At 71.3% G+C, this 15,228-nt stretch carries 13 protein-coding genes; 4 read left to right on the forward strand and 9 right to left on the reverse strand.

Going from position 1 to position 15,228, the window contains the following annotated elements; genetic code table 11:
• Window positions 1-24 precede the first annotated feature (24 nt).
• Window positions 25-1,782 carry a pyruvate dehydrogenase gene (locus ACPEEZ_RS05485; RefSeq protein WP_423923593.1) on the forward strand — a complete coding sequence of 586 codons (1,758 nt, stop codon included), beginning with the start codon at window positions 25-27 and terminating at the stop codon, window positions 1,780-1,782.
• Window positions 1,783-1,863: 81 nt separating this feature from the next.
• Here the strand turns inward: ACPEEZ_RS05485 and ACPEEZ_RS05490 are convergent, their stop codons facing one another.
• Entirely contained in the window at window positions 1,864-3,264 is a 1,401-nt protein-coding gene (locus tag ACPEEZ_RS05490; protein WP_423923595.1) for a maltokinase N-terminal cap-like domain-containing protein, read from the reverse strand.
• Between the two features lie 97 nt (window positions 3,265-3,361).
• Here ACPEEZ_RS05490 and ACPEEZ_RS05495 point away from each other — a divergent pair, with 97 nt between their 5' ends.
• Window positions 3,362-4,972 (forward strand): CHAD domain-containing protein, encoded by a 1,611-nt coding sequence (locus tag ACPEEZ_RS05495; RefSeq protein WP_423923597.1) that lies wholly within the window; start codon window positions 3,362-3,364, stop codon window positions 4,970-4,972.
• A 64-nt stretch (window positions 4,973-5,036) separates the two neighbouring features.
• Here ACPEEZ_RS05495 and ACPEEZ_RS05500 read toward each other — a convergent pair whose 3' ends face one another.
• From ACPEEZ_RS05500 to ACPEEZ_RS05520, 5 genes are read right to left on the reverse strand one after another with little or no spacing between them, the layout of a single operon-like run.
• Window positions 5,037-5,666 (reverse strand): hypothetical protein, encoded by a 630-nt coding sequence (locus ACPEEZ_RS05500; RefSeq protein ID WP_423923599.1) that lies wholly within the window; start codon window positions 5,664-5,666, stop codon window positions 5,037-5,039.
• A gap of 45 nt (window positions 5,667-5,711) precedes the next feature.
• Window positions 5,712-6,254 carry a DUF1697 domain-containing protein gene (locus tag ACPEEZ_RS05505; protein WP_423923601.1) on the reverse strand — a complete coding sequence of 181 codons (543 nt, stop codon included), beginning with the start codon at window positions 6,252-6,254 and terminating at the stop codon, window positions 5,712-5,714.
• A 36-nt stretch (window positions 6,255-6,290) separates the two neighbouring features.
• On the reverse strand, window positions 6,291-8,411 hold the full coding sequence (locus ACPEEZ_RS05510) for a S9 family peptidase (protein ID WP_423923603.1): 2,121 nt from the start codon (window positions 8,409-8,411) through the stop codon (window positions 6,291-6,293).
• 60 nt (window positions 8,412-8,471) lie between these two features.
• Complete coding sequence (locus tag ACPEEZ_RS05515; protein ID WP_423923605.1) at window positions 8,472-9,041, reverse strand: hypothetical protein; 570 nt, start codon at window positions 9,039-9,041, stop codon at window positions 8,472-8,474.
• Between the two features lie 49 nt (window positions 9,042-9,090).
• Window positions 9,091-9,459 carry a hypothetical protein gene (locus ACPEEZ_RS05520; protein ID WP_423923607.1) on the reverse strand — a complete coding sequence of 123 codons (369 nt, stop codon included), beginning with the start codon at window positions 9,457-9,459 and terminating at the stop codon, window positions 9,091-9,093.
• A gap of 141 nt (window positions 9,460-9,600) precedes the next feature.
• Here ACPEEZ_RS05520 and ACPEEZ_RS05525 point away from each other — a divergent pair, with 141 nt between their 5' ends.
• Window positions 9,601-10,098: an 8-oxo-dGTP diphosphatase gene (locus tag ACPEEZ_RS05525; protein WP_423923609.1), complete on the forward strand. Its 498-nt coding sequence runs from the start codon at window positions 9,601-9,603 to the stop codon at window positions 10,096-10,098.
• A gap of 34 nt (window positions 10,099-10,132) precedes the next feature.
• Here ACPEEZ_RS05525 and ACPEEZ_RS05530 read toward each other — a convergent pair whose 3' ends face one another.
• From ACPEEZ_RS05530 to ACPEEZ_RS05540, 3 genes are read right to left on the reverse strand one after another with little or no spacing between them, the layout of a single operon-like run.
• Complete coding sequence (locus ACPEEZ_RS05530; RefSeq protein ID WP_423923611.1) at window positions 10,133-10,357, reverse strand: hypothetical protein; 225 nt, start codon at window positions 10,355-10,357, stop codon at window positions 10,133-10,135.
• Window positions 10,354-11,751 (reverse strand): ABC transporter permease, encoded by a 1,398-nt coding sequence (locus ACPEEZ_RS05535; protein WP_423923613.1) that lies wholly within the window; start codon window positions 11,749-11,751, stop codon window positions 10,354-10,356. Before ACPEEZ_RS05535 ends, ACPEEZ_RS05530 begins: the two co-directional genes overlap by 4 nt.
• A gap of 54 nt (window positions 11,752-11,805) precedes the next feature.
• Window positions 11,806-13,527: a cation:proton antiporter gene (locus tag ACPEEZ_RS05540; protein ID WP_423923615.1), complete on the reverse strand. Its 1,722-nt coding sequence runs from the start codon at window positions 13,525-13,527 to the stop codon at window positions 11,806-11,808.
• 117 nt (window positions 13,528-13,644) lie between these two features.
• Between ACPEEZ_RS05540 and ACPEEZ_RS05545 the strand changes: the two genes are divergently transcribed.
• The gene (locus tag ACPEEZ_RS05545) at window positions 13,645-15,228 is read left to right on the forward strand and encodes a carboxylesterase/lipase family protein (protein ID WP_423923617.1); all 1,584 of its coding nucleotides are present in this window, start codon (window positions 13,645-13,647) and stop codon (window positions 15,226-15,228) included.

Raw genomic sequence — 15,228 nt, forward strand, 5'->3', positions numbered from 1 at the left:
CTCTCCAGCGAAAGGCATGGACCCATGGCAGAAACGGTCGCCGACCAACTCATCGCCCAACTCGTCACGGCGGGTGTCCGCCGGATCTACGGCATCGTCGGCGACAGCCTCAACCCGATCGTCGACGCGGTGCGTCGCACGGGCGGCTCGGCCAAGGGCGGCATCGACTGGATCCACGTCCGCAACGAGGAGGCGGCCGCGTTCATGGCCTCGGGCGACGCCCAGATGAGCGGTGAGCTCGCGGTCTGCGCCGGATCGTGCGGCCCCGGCAACCTGCACCTGATCAACGGCCTCTACGACGCGAACCGCAGCAGGGCCAAGGTCCTCGCCATCGCCAGCCACATCCCGAGCGCGATGATCGGCTCGGACTACTTCCAGGAGACCCACCCCGACCGTCTCTTCGTCGAGTGTTCGGGCTACTCCGAGATGATCTCGACGGCGGAGCAGGCGCCGTCGGTCGTCGCATCCGCGATCCGGCACACGCTGGCCGGGGACGGCGTGAGCGTCATCACGCTGCCCGGTGACATCGCCGAGTTCCCCGCCGCCGGGCGCGTGCCGACCTACATCACGACGCGCGAGCCCGAGCTCGTACCGGCGGCCGCCGACGTCCAGGCACTGGCCGACGCGCTGAACGAGGCCAAGACCGTGGCGTTCTTCGTCGGCGAGGGCGCCCGCGGCTCGCATGACGAGATCATCGAGCTCGCCGAGCTGCTCAAGGCCCCCATCGGGCACAGCCTGCGCGGCAAGGACGTGATCCAGTACGACAACCCGTTCGACGTCGGCATGACGGGTCTGCTCGGCTACGGTGCGGCGCACGCGGGCATCCACGACGCCGACATGCTCGTGCTGCTCGGCACCGACTTCCCGTACCCGCAGTTCCTCCCCGACGGCGGCAAGGTGGTGATCGCGCAGGTCGACGTCGACGCCTCGGTGATCGGACGCCGTGCCGATGTCCAGGTGCCGGTGCACGGGGCGATCGCGCCGACGATCCGCGCCTTGATGCCGCTGCTGACACCGAAGAAGGACCGCCGGTTCCTCGACAAGACGCTCAAGAAGCACGAGAAGCTGATGACGGGCGCGGTCGGCGCGTACACGAAGAACGTCGAGAAGATGACGCCGATCCACCCCGAGTACGCGGCGTCGATCCTCGACGAGATGGCCGACGACAACGCGATCTTCACGGCCGACACGGGCATGGGCAACGTCTGGGCCGCGCGCTACATCACCCCCACGCCTCGGCGTCGGATCTTCGGCTCGTACCTGCACGGCTCGATGGCGAACGCCCTGCCGCACGCCCTCGGCGCGCAGATGGCGTACCCGGGGCGCCAGGTGGTGTCGATCTCGGGCGACGGCGGGCTCTCGATGCTGATGGGCGAGTTGATCACGGCGAAGATGTACGAGCTGCCGGTCAAGATCGTCGTGTTCAACAACTCGACCCTGGGGCTCGTCAAGCTCGAGATGCTCGTCGACGGGTTCCCCGACTTCGGCGTCGACGTTCCCTACGTCGACTACGCCGCCGTGGCCCGGGCGATCGGCATCCACGCCGTGCACGTCGAGCAGCCGCGCGACGTCCGGGCCGCGTTCGAGGCGGCCTTCGAGCACGACGGGCCGGCCCTGATCGACATCGCGACCGACCCCAAGGCCCTGTCGCTGCCGCCGACCATCACCGGTGCCCAGGTCAAGGGCTTCTCGCTCGCCATGTCGAAGATCGTCATGAACGGCGGAGCGGGCGAGGCCGTCGCGATGGCACGCTCGAACCTGCGGAACGTCCCCCGCCCCTGATCGCCGCGTCGCGCCTCCTCGGTTCCCTCCTCGCGGAGGACGAAGCCGAGGAGGCGCGGTGCGAGCCCAGGAGGCGCGGCGTCAGGCCCCGGCGTCGGCCTGCGTCGCCGCCGCGCCGGCCCCCGGTGCCGAGCGGGCGACCAGCCGCGCGACGGCGGCCACGGGGATGCCCACCCAGGTGGGCCGGTTGCGGCTCTCGTAGATGGCCTCGTACACGGCCTTGTCGATCTCGAACGCGTCGAGCAGCGCGCGGTCGGCTCGGATGTCGACGCCGGACGAGGCGATGTAGCCGTCGACGAACGCGCGGCGGGCGTCGTGGGCCCAGCCGTGGGCGTCGATGGGGCGCGACGACGTCCGTGGGGTGTCGTGCTCGAGCGAGCCTGCTACGTAGTCGAACGAGCGCAGCATCCCCGCGACGTCGCGCAGCGGCAGATCGGGTCGCGACCGTTCGGGCATGGGCCGCAGGGGCTCGCCCTCGAAGTCGAGCAGCACCCAGCCCTGCACCGGCGAGGACAACGCCTGGCCGAGGTGGAGGTCGCCGTGGATGCGCTGGAGGCGTGGCCACGGGCGGTCGGCGACGAGGTCGTAGACGGCGCGGATGGCGTCGGCGTGCTCGGCGATCTCCGGGACCTCGCGCGAGGCCGTCGCGATGCGGCGGCGCATGCTGACGAGCGCGCCCTCGATCTCGTCGGGCCCGGCGTCGACCACGGGCAGGTTCTCGGCCAACGTGGCGTGCACCTCGGCCGTCGCGACGCCCAGGTCGTAAGCCTCCTTCGTGAAGTCCTGCCCGGCGGTCGCCGCCTGCAGGGCCACCCGCCAGGCGTCGTCGAGCCCGGGCAGGAACTCCTGCGAGAACGCGAGGTGCCCGAGGGCCACGCCGTCGTCGCGTCCCGGGTCCGTCCAGGTCGCCGTCAGGGAGCCGAACGACCGGGGCACGCGGGTCGAGCCGCCCTCGGTGAGCGCCGCCTGCGTCGTCACGTCGGGGTTCTCGCCGTGGTGCAGCACCCGGAAGACCTTCGCGATGACGTGCTCGGTCGAGCCGTCGACGACGTCGTAGATGATCGAGGTGTTCGACTGCTCGCCGGTCAGGACGCGCGAGCGGCGGACACGACCGGGGTCGAGCAGCGAGTGCCCGTCGACCGTCACGTCGGAGCCCTCGACGTGGGCGCGCTCGGCCATCGACCGCAGCAGCTGGCGGGCGTAGGCCGGGTCGTGCGGCCCGTCGTAGAGGTAGTGGCCGTCGGCCGACCCGATGAACGCCGCGTCGCCGCCCGGGAGGGGCGACGTGCGGGCCACGACGGGCACCTGGTACAGCACGGGGACGGGTGCACCCTCGTCGATGACGAGCAGGGTCATGACGAGCGCGTCGTCGACCTCCGACTCGAAGGAGCCGATGACACGGATCTTGGGGGTGTGGCCTTTCGAGGCATACCAGCGCTGCCGCGCCATCCATCCGGCCAGACTGGGGGCGACGTCGCTCATGGTCGCACTGTACGCCGACAGCCGTCGTCTCGCCCGGGTTCCCGACGTCGTGCAGCCCGGCCAGACACCCCCAGGCGCACCCGACTAGAAAGGAGGGATGAGCCGAACCGAGCAGACCGAGATCGAGCGCAAGTACGACGTCGGGGCCGATGCCACCGTGCCCGATCTGACCGGTGCCGACGTCGGCGACGCCCTCGTCGTCGATCGGGTCGAGACCGCAGGGGCCGTGCTGCTCAACGCCGTCTACTTCGACACGGCCGATCACGTCCTGCTCGCGAATCGGGTCACCCTGCGCCGTCGCACCGGCGGAGGCGACGAGGGCTGGCACCTGAAGCTCCCTCCGACCGCAGCGTCGGCCGGACGCCGCGAGGTGCACTGGCCCCTCGGCGGCGACTCGGCCGAGCCCGTCCCCGCCGAGCTGCGCCGCCTGGTCGAGTTCGTGCTGCGCGGCCGCCCCCTGCACCCCGTGCTCGTCCTCGAGACCAGCCGGACGACGTCGCGGCTGCTGGCCTTCGACGACACGGCGCTGGCCGAGATCGCCGACGACGTGGTCACGGCGGGCGACCCCGACAGCGCCCAACTCCGCGCCTGGCGCGAATGGGAGGTCGAGCTCGCACCGGGCATCGACGGCCCGCAGGGCGAGGCCGTGCTCACCGCCGTCGGGTCGGCGCTCGAGCGCGCCGGCGCGACCCCGTCCGAGTCGAAGTCGAAGCTCGCGCGGGGGCTCGGCGCCGGCCAGCCGACGCCGGCGGGCGGCGCGCTGACGCCCGAGATCGTGCCGCCGAAGGCGAAGAAGAAGTCCGCGGCGAGGTTCGTGCGGACTGCTGTGGCAGACCTGACGGCCGAGCTCGCTGTCGTCGACCCGCGTGTCCGTGACGACGACCCTGATTCGATCCACCGCTTCCGGGTGGTCGTGCGTCGGCTGCGCTCGGTCCTCCGTACCTACAGCGGGGTGCTCGACGCCGACCTGTCGCGTCAGGTCGTCGAGGGTCTCGCCGAGATCGGTCACGTCGCCGGGGCGGCTCGCGACGCCGAGGTGGCGCAGACGCGACTCGCCGTCACGGCGGCCGGTGCCCCCGACGGGTTCGTCTCCGTCCAGACGCGTGGTCGCCTCGATGCTCACCTCCGCGAGGTCTATCGGGAGCGCTCGAGCGACGTCCGCCGTGCCCTGTCGTCGCGGCTCTACTTCGACGTGCTCGACGCCCTCGACGCGCTGGCGGTCGCCCCGCTCGGCGCCAGGGCGCACGAGTCGGCGGCCGACTTCGTCGCGTCGAGGCTCAAGAAGGAGCGCCGTCGCACTGTCGGCCGCCGCGACGCCGCGCTCGGAGCCGTCCAGGCCCTCGTGTCCGACCGGGCCGACGAGCCGCGTCCGTCCCGTCGGCAGGAGGCCGAGACGGTGACGGCCGAGGAGACCACGCATCTCCTGCACGAGGCCCGCAAGGCGGCCAAGCGCTACCGGTACGCCGCCGAGGCGTGGTCGCGCGTCGACGGGTCGAAGTCCAAGGCCGCCCGCTCGGCCAAGCACCTGCAGAGTGTCCTGGGTGAGTACCGGGACGCGAGCGCCGCCGTCGACCTCGTGCGCTCCGTGGCCGAGATGGCCGAGCACGCGGACGAGCCGACCTTCGGCTACGGCGTCCTCGCCACGCTCGAACACCGGGCCGCCGAGGAGGCGCTGGTCGCGTTCTCGACGCAGGCCCGCTCCCTCTGAGCGGCGGCGAGGGCGGCGCCGGCGCGCGCGGCGCCCGCGCGCGCCCGCACCGCCCGCGGCGTCGTCAGAACTGCACGAGCCCCGGTGCGATGCTCGCGACGGAGCCCTCGTCGTCCAACCGGGCGAAGAAGTACACGGCACCGTAGTCGAACGGCGGGCCCCCAGTGACGAAGCCGTCCGGGTACCCGTCGTCGTCGATCTCGAAGACGAAGACGAGCCCGTCCCGGGTGACCGCGAGGGCGTCGAGCGGCTGCTGCTGCACGAGGTCGGGCACGCCGCCGAGTCGGATGAAGGGTCGGGGGCAGGGGCCGTCGCGGTCGTCGGCCACCGCGACGAGGGCGCCCTCCGCGAGGTCGTCGAGGCGCCCGGACGTCGAGCTGCCGCGGGGGGACGGCTCGTGGAGGACGACGTCGAGCCCGATCGAGGGGTAGTCGGCGTCCGCGCCGAAGACGTCGAAGCCGCACCGGAGGAAGACGCTGCAGTCCAGCCCCATCGGCCACGTGACGTCTTCGGCCGCCAGCGTGAGCAGGTAGCGCCGGCCCGCGAGATAGTCGCCGTCGAAGACCACCGGGGCCGCGCCTCCTACTCGGGAGCCGTCACGCACCGTCCCCGGCTCGATGCCGAAGGCCCGAGGCGCGAACGACGGCGCCGCGGAGAGCGCGGGCTCGGTCGATTCGGCGGCAGGTGGCGTCACGGCACCGATCGTAGTGTCGCGGGCCGGTCAGCACGAGGGGTGGGATCAGGGGTTGCGCCGCGCGTCGAGGAGCGCCACGATCTTCTGCACCGTGGCGTCGTTGCGGGCCGTCACCGTCGAGTCGAGCGACCTCCACCATGCGGCGGGCACCCGAGACGCGAGCACCCCGTCCGGCAGCCACTGGTAGACCGCTCGGGGGGCGACGACGAGCTCCTCGGGCGCGAGCGTCTCGGCGTCGGGGCGGTCGCTCGCGGGGTCGAGCGCGTCCTGGGCGAACGCGACCGACAGCAGCTTGGCCGGTCGCCCGTCGCGACGCAGCGGGTTCGCGTCGGCGATCGACCGGAGGTCGTCGGCCGTCACGACGACGAGATCGGCGTCGACGCCCGTGTCCGCCGCGATGGCCGCGCGCAGGGCGGCCGTCGCCGCGGCGTCGAGGGGTTCGTCGGCCGAGAAGACGAGGTTGCCGCTGTTCAGCACCGTGGCGGGGTCGCCGAAGCCCACCCGGGCGGCCACCCCGCGCAGATCGGCCATCGCGAGACGCTTGGCCGTGCCGACGTTGATCCCGCGCAGCAGCGCGACGTGCTCCATGGCCCGAGTGTACGAGTGCGGGTCCGCCGCGGCAGCCTAGGAGGCGCGGGCCGGGTCGGCGAGGCCGAGCACGTCCACGATCCACGCGATCTCGAACGCCCGCTCCCGCCACGACTCGTAGCGACCGCTGACGCCGCCGTGCCCGGCCGACATCTCGGTCTTCAGCAGGACGGGAGCCCCGACGTCGCGGAGTCGCGCCGTCCACTTGGCCGGCTCGACGTACAGCACCCGGGTGTCGTTGAGGGAGGTGACGGCGAGGATGCGCGGGTACTGGACGCCCTCGCGCACGTTCTCGTACGGCGAGTAGCCCCGCATGTACTCGTAGACCTCGGCGTCGTGCAGCGGGTCGCCCCACTCGTCCCACTCGATGACGGTGAGGGGGAGGGACGGGTCGAGGATGCTGGTCAGCGCGTCGACGAAGGGCACCGCCGCCACGATGCCGGCGAACTTCTCGGGTGCCAGGTTGGCGACGGCACCCATCAGCAGACCACCCGCACTGCCGCCCTCGGCCACCATCAGCTCGGGAGTCGTGCGTCCCTCGTCGATGAGGTGCGACGCGACGTCGACGAAGTCGGTGAACGTGTTGCGCTTGGTCAGGGTCTTGCCCTGCTCGTACCACCGTCGGCCCAGTTCGCCGCCGCCGCGCACGTGCGCCACGGCGAACACGACGCCCCGGTCGAGCAGGGACAGCCTCGCCACGCTGAAGCCGGGGTCGATGCTGTGCTCGTACGAGCCGTATCCGTAGAGGTGCACGGGCGCGGGCCCGGTCGTCGGTACGGCGTCACGTCGCCAGACGAGTGAGATCGGGATCAGGGTGCCGTCGGCGGCGGTCGCCCATTCGCGGCTCTGCTCGTAGTCGGCCGGGTCGTACCCGCCGAGCACGTTCTGCCGCTTCAGCAGGCGCCGCTCGCCGTTGCGGACGTCGAGGTCGTACACGGCGGACGGCGTGACGAACGACGTGTAGCCGAAGCGGACGGTGGGCTGCGCGAACTCGGGGTTCCCGCTCGCGCCGGCGGCGAACAGGGGCTCGTCGAACTCGACCTCGGTCACGGCGCCGTAGCCGTCTCGGCCGAGCGGGACGATCGCGAACCGGGGCAGCGCCTCGCGGCGGTAGCCGACGACCAGATGGCCGGCGAAGGCGTCGACCGACTCGAGACGGACGTCGTCCCGATGGGCGATGATCGTCTGGCGATCCGTGGACGACCGGGGGTCGTCGGCCGGCACGTCGACGAGCTCGAAGTTCTCGGCGCCGTCGTTGTGGATGATGAGCAGGCGGTCGCTGCCGGCCACGATGGCGTGTTCGACCTCGTACTCGACGCCCTCACGGCGTGGCCACACGACGCGGAACTCGCCGGTGGGGTCGGTGGCGTCGAGCAGCCAGGTCTCGCTGGTGATCTTCGAGCCGATGTCGATCACGAGGTACTGGCGGCTCCGGGTCAGACCCACGCCGATCCAGTAGCGGTCGTCGGTCTCGGTGAAGACGACGACGTCGTCGGCCGACGACCCGACCTCGTGTCGCCAGATGGTGTCGGGGCGCCACGACTCGTCCACGGTCGGGTAGAAGACGTAGTGGCCCGTCGCGTCGAACACCGCCCCCGGGGCGGTCTCCGTGACCTCGTCGGGAAGGTTCTCGCCGGTGTCGAGATCGCGGAGACGCAGCGTGTAGCGCTCGTCGCCCTCGGTGTCGACCGCATAGGCGAGCAGCCGCCCGTCCGGCGACACGTCGAAGCTGCCGATCGAGAAGAAGTCGTGCCCCTCGGCCTCGACGTTGCCGTCGAGCAGGATCTGCTCGCCGTCGGCCGGCTCGTCGGCGCTGAGCTGCGGGGGAGTCCAGTCGTCGGGGCCCGAGATCGGTGCTCGGCAGTGGATGCCGTACTGCTTGCCCTCGGCCGTCCTCGAGTAGTACCAGTAGGCGCCCTCACGCACGGGCACACCCAGGTCGGTCTCTTGCACGCGCGACTTGATCTCGTCGAAGACCGTGCCGCGCAGGCCATCGAGATGGGCCGTCTCGGCCTCGGTGTGGGCGTTCTCGGCCTCGAGGTAGGCGGTCACCTCGGGATTGGTCTTCTCGCGCAACCATTCGTAGTCGTCGACGAAGTCGTGACCGTGGTGCGAGCGGGTGACGGGTTTGCGAGGGGCACGAGGCGCGGGGACCATCCGACCAGCGTACTGACGCCGCCCGCGAACCCGCTCACCACGAGGAGGCACGGGGCGAGTTCAGGAGGCCGGGTCGGTCGCCGACGCCTCGCGCTCGTCGTCGGGACCGTTCGGCAGGAGCTGCGTCGGCACGCGCAGGCCTTCGACCGTCGGCGCCAGGGTCGCATCGCCGGGCTCGAGATCGGCGATGGCGCGTCGTGAGGAGCGGAGCCGCCGCACCGACGCGTTCAACCGCGCGTGGAGCTGCATCAGGTGCAATCGGTACGCATCGGGTGTCGTCTCGCTGTCGTCGAGGAAGGTGTTGCACGCGAGGGTCATCTCGTTGAGCACGGGCAGCGCCCTGGAGCGGTTCTGGCAGTGACGCCGGGCGTCGCGGATCGTGCCGCGCAGGGTGCCGATCGAGTGTCGGGCCCGGTCGTACAGGGGATCGATGGCGACCGCGTTCGGAGAGACGACCGGAGCCCGCCGGCGCAGCACCCGCCGGAAGTGGATCTCGGTGATGAGCTCGGTCAGGGCCGCGGCCTCGCCCCGTCTCGCCTCCAGCCAGCGCACGAGCATGTTGGCGCCGAAGGCCGCGCCCGCACCCACGAAGGCGCCGATGGTCACGGTGAGGACGTCTGGCCAGGTCATGCCCTCAGGGTAGGAGCCGCCTCCGACATCGTCGCGTACGACGGCCGCGTCAGCGCGATGCGGCGTCGAGTCGGCCCATGAGCGACCACACCGCGCGCGACAGCTCGGGGTGCCACAGGGCGATGCCACGCAGGAACTCGCGCTCGTCGGCGAGTTCGAGGGCTGCGGCGGCGGTGGTGGGGATGCCGTCGAGCCCGAGAGCCTCGGCCCGGATCGACACGACGACCTGCTCGTCGACCGTCGGCAGGTTCGGGATGACGTCCCAGGGGTCTTCGCCGTTGCGGCAGCGCAGTTCGATCAGGGCCGCGAGCTCGTCGTGTGCCTCGGCTCGCAGCACCTCGAGGCTGCGACCGGCGCCGCGGAAGGCGGGCCCCCGGGCACGCTCGTCGCGACGCTCCGACTCGCTGGGCTCGGTCACGGCCGGGCTCCGGGGCCGCCGTCTCCTGTTCGACACATGACGACGAGCCTACGCGCGGCCACCGACAGAACCCGGGGTGCGGACCGGACCGGACGCCCGGGCGTCCCTGACACCCGGCATCCGTCGCGCTAGCCTTCGGGCATGTCCGCCTACCGCGTCTGCGTGACCTACCTGCTGCGAACCGTCGACGGGCGCCACGAGGTCCTGCTCGGACGCAAGAAGCGCGGGCTCGGCACCGGCTACTTCGTCGGCCTCGGGGGCAAGCTCGAGTCGGGCGAGTCCTCCCGAGAGGCCGCCGTGCGCGAGATCGTCGAAGAGGGCGGTGTCCGGGTCGACCCCGTCGACCTCGACCACCGGGGTGGCCTGCTCTACCTCTTCCCTCACCGCGAGTCGTGGAGTCAGCGGTCGACGGTCTTCGTCACGACCCGCTGGCAGGGCGACCCGGCCGAGAGCGACGAGCTGACACCCGAGTGGTTCGCGGTCGAGGCGCTGCCCGTCGACCGCATGTGGCACGACGCCCGCTTCTGGCTGCCGGACGTCTTGCGCGGCGGACGTGTGGCGGCCGAGTTCGTGTTCGGCGAGGATCTCGCCACGGTGGAGGAGCGGCGGGCGTTGAGCCCCGACCTCGCCGCCGAATAGGGCGGGAGTCCCGTGCCGTGACGGGTGCGGCGAGCTACCGGTCGTCGCGCGGACGCGGCCCGTTGAACCGGACGAAGAAGTCCACGATGCCGGCGCCCACGGCGGCGACGAACGAGATCCACGCGAGGGCGACGAAGCGCTCGGCGACGTCCGGGCCCTGAGGTGCCATCGTCACGGAGAACAGGTAGAACAGCGCGGCGGCCACGATCAGCACGATCACGACGGCCACGAGCAGACGATGCCAGTACACGCGGGTCACGGTGAGCCAGGGTACTCGGGGTGACGACCGTCGCGGCGGTCGCTGTCCAGGCGGCTCCGGTCCCGCGGCTCGGCGGCCGATCGGGGCCCCGCCACGACCTGCACGGGCCTGGTCGTGACCGTCTCGGCCTCGAGCCCACCGGGTGCGCTGAAGAACATGCCCGTCGTCGTGTCGTCGTCGACGTCGCGCAGCCCGTCGCGCTCCTCGTCGGAGATCGTGTTGATCGTGCCCGTCTCGGTCGCGACGAGACCGTGCCGGGCGAGCACGTCGTCGCGTTCGGCGAGCAGGAACTCGCGGTTCGCCGTCGTCGCGTCGTTGAACATCGTCGTCCGGCCCGTGACGATCCGGCGGATGCGCCGGTTCTCCCACCAGCGCTTGCCGACGATCATCAGGACGATCCCTGCTGCGGCGTAGCAGGCCATCATCGTGAGTCCGCGTCCGTATCCGGGGCCGACGCCGTACAGCACGCGCTTCAGCATCTCGGTGATGCCGCTGCCGACGACGACGTTGTTCAGCCAGGCGAACGGCTGCGGCATGAACCACGCGGGGTACGCGGCCCCCGAGCCCGGCATCGACAGGAAGACGAAGATGATCATCGCCGGCAGGGCGACGAAACGGCCGGCGAAGTAGCTGATGCCGTTCACGGCGAGACCGATCGAGACGATCCAGGCCCAGGCGATCACGAACAGCGTGCCGAAGTGCCCGTCGACGGCGCCGATCACCGGGCCGGCCAGCACGTTCGTGATGAGCGAGATGAGGGCCGCGCCGACCACGATCACGGCCATGCGGGTGCGGTGCCGCAACGGCGCGCCCATCAGGCCGATGAACATCGCCACCATGTAACCGCCGATGCACCACGAAAGCATGAGGTACATCGAGACGGTGCCGTACTCGTCGTGAGCCGGCAACGGTGCCAGATCGGTGATGGTCGGCGTCACGCCCTCGGCCTGGAGCACGGGCTGCAGCATGGCCGGTATGAGGGCCGCCACCTGGTACTGGTGTGCGCTGGCCTTGTAGATCGTGCGGTCGGCGGGGTCGTAGGCGACGGCCATGTGACCGGTGACCACCGCCTCCTTCGCCTCGTCGGCGGTGCGGTACGAGGTCAGGTCGAGCACCCCCGGGACGGCGCTGTCGAGCTGCGACTGCAGCTGCGACGACTGACCGACGACGGCGACGGGCACGTCGTGCGGGTGCGGCGAGTGGAACGCCGCGATGTAGCAGAGGCAGAAGCCGACGATGAAGAACAGCGGCAGCCAGAGCTGCAGACCGATCAGCTGGAGGGATGGGTGCAGGGTCGAGTACCAGCGACGGTAACGACCCGGCTCGGCCTTCGCGGGAGTGGCGCCGACCGGCTGCGCACCCCTCGTCCGTGCGCCTCGGCTGCTGCCCGTCACTCGTGTCTCCCGTCGTCCCGTCGAGGATACGCCCGTGTCGGCCCCGACCCCGTGTCAGCCTCGGCTCTGGGCGAGGGCCGACGTGTCCATGGCGAGCTCCTCGGCGTCGAGTCCGAGCAGCACTTGGCGCATGACTTCCTCGTCGAGCTTGCCGGCGTCGCGTTCCCGCAGCACGACCTCGCGCCGCTTGGCGAGCAGCTCGCGTCGGATCGTGCCGATGGCCCGCCGTGCCAGGCGTGCGCCGTCGGACTCCGCCGTAGCGTCGTCGGTCGCGTCGCGATCGGTCGCTTGATCGAGCGCGCCGCGCTGCAGGGCCTCGTTCTGGCGGACGAGTCGTGCCGTCGTGATCTGGATCGCCCGTTCGGTGAGCTCGGTGCCGAACTGCTTCGACCAGGCCACCCGTCGGTTCTCGACGTAGTCGAGCGTCTCGCGGGTGCTCGTGGCGAAGACCGACATCTCGGCCTGCAGATCGCGGTCGCGCTGCGTGGTGTCCCGGACGCCGAGGAGGCGGATCACGGCCGGCAGCGTCAGGCCCTGGATCAACAGGGTGCCGACGGTCACGACGAACGCGATCAAGAACATCGTGTCGCGCGCGGGCACGGGCACCCCCGAGTCGGTGACCGCGGGGATCGACACGACGGCCGCGAGCGTGACGACGCCGCGCATGCCGGTCCACGAGATGACGCTGAGCTGGCGCCAGTCCAGTTTGGGCTGCGGGTGGTAGCGGATGCGCCGCAGGCGGCGCACGCGCCGGAGACCGCGAAGGAGGCGCGACAACAGCAGGTAGCGGAGGAGCCGGGCCGCGTAATAGCTCGCGAACACGAACACCGGTCTGATCAGGATGACCACCGCCAGCACGACGAACGCGACGCCGACGCTCTCGCCGAGGCCGCGATCGCTCTCGGCGACCTCGCTGGCGACGGTCTTCAGCTGGAGGCCGATCAGGGCGAAGACGAAGCCCTCGAGCATGATGTCGGCGGCAGCCCAGAACGGGCGCTCCTGCAGGCGTGTGGCGTACCCGGTGCGCGGTGAGTTGAAACCGACGAAGAGCCCGGCGGCCACGACGGCCAGCACACCCGAGCCGCTCAGCTCCTCCGCCGCGATGTAGGCCACGAACGGCAGGAGGAGCCCGATCACGATCTCGATCACCGGGTCGTCGAGCTTCATCCGCACCGAGTGGGCGATGAACCCGAGCACGAGGCCGACCCCGACGCCGACGCCGATCGCGAGGCCGAAGATGCCGAAGTCCTGCCAGATGGTCAGGGTGGCGCCGCCGACGATCGCCAGGAACACCTTGACGAGGGTGAGCGAGGCGGCGTCGTTGATGAGGCTCTCGCCGGACAACACGGTCATCACCTTGCGGGGCAGGCCGAGCTTCCGGCCGATCGCGGCCGCCGAGACGGCGTCGGGCGGTGCCACGACGGCGCCGACCAGGATCGCGGCGGGCAGGGTCATGTCGGGGATGAGCACGTAGGCGACACCGCCGACGACGAAGGCCGTGACGAGGACGGCGCCGATGCCGAGCCTCTGGATCTGGACGCGGCTCTCCCGGAAGTTCAGCAGCGACACGTCGAGGGAGGCCGAATAGAGCAGCGGGGGCAGCACGACGGTGAGGATCACCTCGGAGTCGATCTCGATGTCGGGCAACCCGGGGATGAACGACACCAGCAGGGCGACGGCAACGGTGAGGAGGGGCGCCGGCAACCCGCGCCATCGGGCGAACCCGGTCACCAGCAACGATCCGGTCAAGATGATCAGCAGTTCACCGAGTTCCATGCCTGTGCTCGACCCCGTTCGTCGTCAATCGTTCCCGCCATTCTTTCAGGCCCGCCGTTCGGCGGTCGTCGTCACGACGCCCAGCCGCTCCGCGCCTCCTGCTCGTAGCATCGGGTCGTGACCCTTCTGTCGACGCCCGCGCCCCGGGTCCGCGAGACGACGCACGGCCTCGTCCGTGGAGTCCAGGAGCGCGGTGTGCTGGCCTGGCGGGGCATGCCGTACGCCGCGCCTCCCACCGGGACGTTCCGGTTCCAGGCGCCTCACCCGCCGACGGCGTGGCGTGGTGTCCGCGACGCCGCCCACTTCGGACCGGCCGCGCCGCAGGACCGCGGTCAGTTCGTCGGCATCGACGCGCGATCCCCGCAGTCGGAGGACTGCCTGACGCTCAATGTCCTGGCCCCCGAGGGATCGCGCGCCGGCGATCGGCTCCCGGTGCTCGTGTTCGTGCATGGAGGCGCGTACAGCGTGGGCTCGTCGCGCGAGTTCCCCCGGCAGGGGGAGACGCTCGTGCGCGAGGGCGGCATCGTCTACGTGAGCATCAACTACCGACTGGGCGCCTTCGGCTATCTCGACTTCTCGCACTGGTCGACACCCGAGGTGCCCCTCGAGTCGAACCTGGGCCTGCGCGATCAGGTCGCGGCGCTCGAGTGGGTGCGCGACAACATCGACGCGTTCGGCGGAGACCCCGACGCCGTGACGCTGTCGGGCGAGAGCTCGGGCGGCAACGCCGTGACCACCCTGATGGCGGTGCCCCGCGCCTCCGGGTTGTTCCACCGGGCGATCGCCCAGAGCGCGCCGACGAACGCCATCTACCCGCCCGACGTGACGCAGCGCTGGGCCGCGGAGTACCTCGAACTGCTGAGCCATCAGGTCGACGACGGCGATGTCGAGTCGACGTCGGACGACGCGGTGGCGGACCTGCTGATGCGCGCCCCCGTCCGGGCCCACGTGCGTGCGACGGCGCAGCTGCAGCTGAGGACACCCGACGAGCAACCCGGCACGATCAGCCTGTCGCCGGTGATCGACGGGAGTTTCCTGCCCGAGCGGCCGCTCGACGCGTTCAAGGCCGGCCGCGCCCACCCCGTGCCGCTGATCATCGGCACGAACGACCGCGAAGGGTCGGTCTTCACCGGCCGGCGCGACATCCTCGCGACCACCAAGCCGCGCATCCGGGCCATCTTCGCCAAGACCGAGAAGAAGTCGCGCAAGGCGATCAAGAAGCAGTACCCCGGCCTGCCCGATCGACCGGCCGCGCTCGACTTCGGCGGCGACTACGCGTTCTGGTACCCGACGGTCAAGGTGGCCGAGCGGCACGCTCGGTTCCAGCCCGTCTTCTTCTACCGCTTCGACGCCGCGCCGCGCATCGTCCGCGTCGCCGGGGTCGACGCCTTCCACGGGCTCGAGCTCTGGGCGCTCTACGACCGGATGGGCAGCGCGTTCGGCTGGACGATGAGCGTGCTCGGCGGGCGACGGGTCTTCCTGCGGACGGCCGACCGGATGCGGGCTCGGTGGCTCGCCTTCGTCCGGACGGGCGTGCCCGACGTGCCGCCGACGTCCGACGGCGCCCGGGGCGCGGCCGAGTGGCCGCCCTACGATCCGTTCCGCCGTCGCACCCTGATCATCGACACCCGTGACCGGGTCGAGCACGACCCGCGCGGCGAGCGTCGTCGGGCCTGGCAGGCGTTCGTCCCGCACGTCTGA

Origin of the sequence: Frigoribacterium sp. 2-23 (assembly GCF_049601585.1) — a bacterium.
In the GTDB taxonomy this organism is placed as follows: Bacteria; Actinomycetota; Actinomycetes; order Actinomycetales; family Microbacteriaceae; genus Frigoribacterium.

Coding starts and splice junctions, on each gene's coding strand:
- ACPEEZ_RS05485 (WP_423923593.1), top strand. CDS start 25: ATGGCAGAAACGGTCGCCGACCAACTCATCGCCCAACTCGTCACGGCG.
- ACPEEZ_RS05490 (WP_423923595.1), bottom strand. CDS start 3,264: ATGAGCGACGTCGCCCCCAGTCTGGCCGGATGGATGGCGCGGCAGCGC.
- ACPEEZ_RS05495 (WP_423923597.1), top strand. CDS start 3,362: ATGAGCCGAACCGAGCAGACCGAGATCGAGCGCAAGTACGACGTCGGG.
- ACPEEZ_RS05505 (WP_423923601.1), bottom strand. CDS start 6,254: ATGGAGCACGTCGCGCTGCTGCGCGGGATCAACGTCGGCACGGCCAAG.
- ACPEEZ_RS05510 (WP_423923603.1), bottom strand. CDS start 8,411: ATGGTCCCCGCGCCTCGTGCCCCTCGCAAACCCGTCACCCGCTCGCAC.
- ACPEEZ_RS05515 (WP_423923605.1), bottom strand. CDS start 9,041: ATGACCTGGCCAGACGTCCTCACCGTGACCATCGGCGCCTTCGTGGGT.
- ACPEEZ_RS05525 (WP_423923609.1), top strand. CDS start 9,601: ATGTCCGCCTACCGCGTCTGCGTGACCTACCTGCTGCGAACCGTCGAC.
- ACPEEZ_RS05540 (WP_423923615.1), bottom strand. CDS start 13,527: ATGGAACTCGGTGAACTGCTGATCATCTTGACCGGATCGTTGCTGGTG.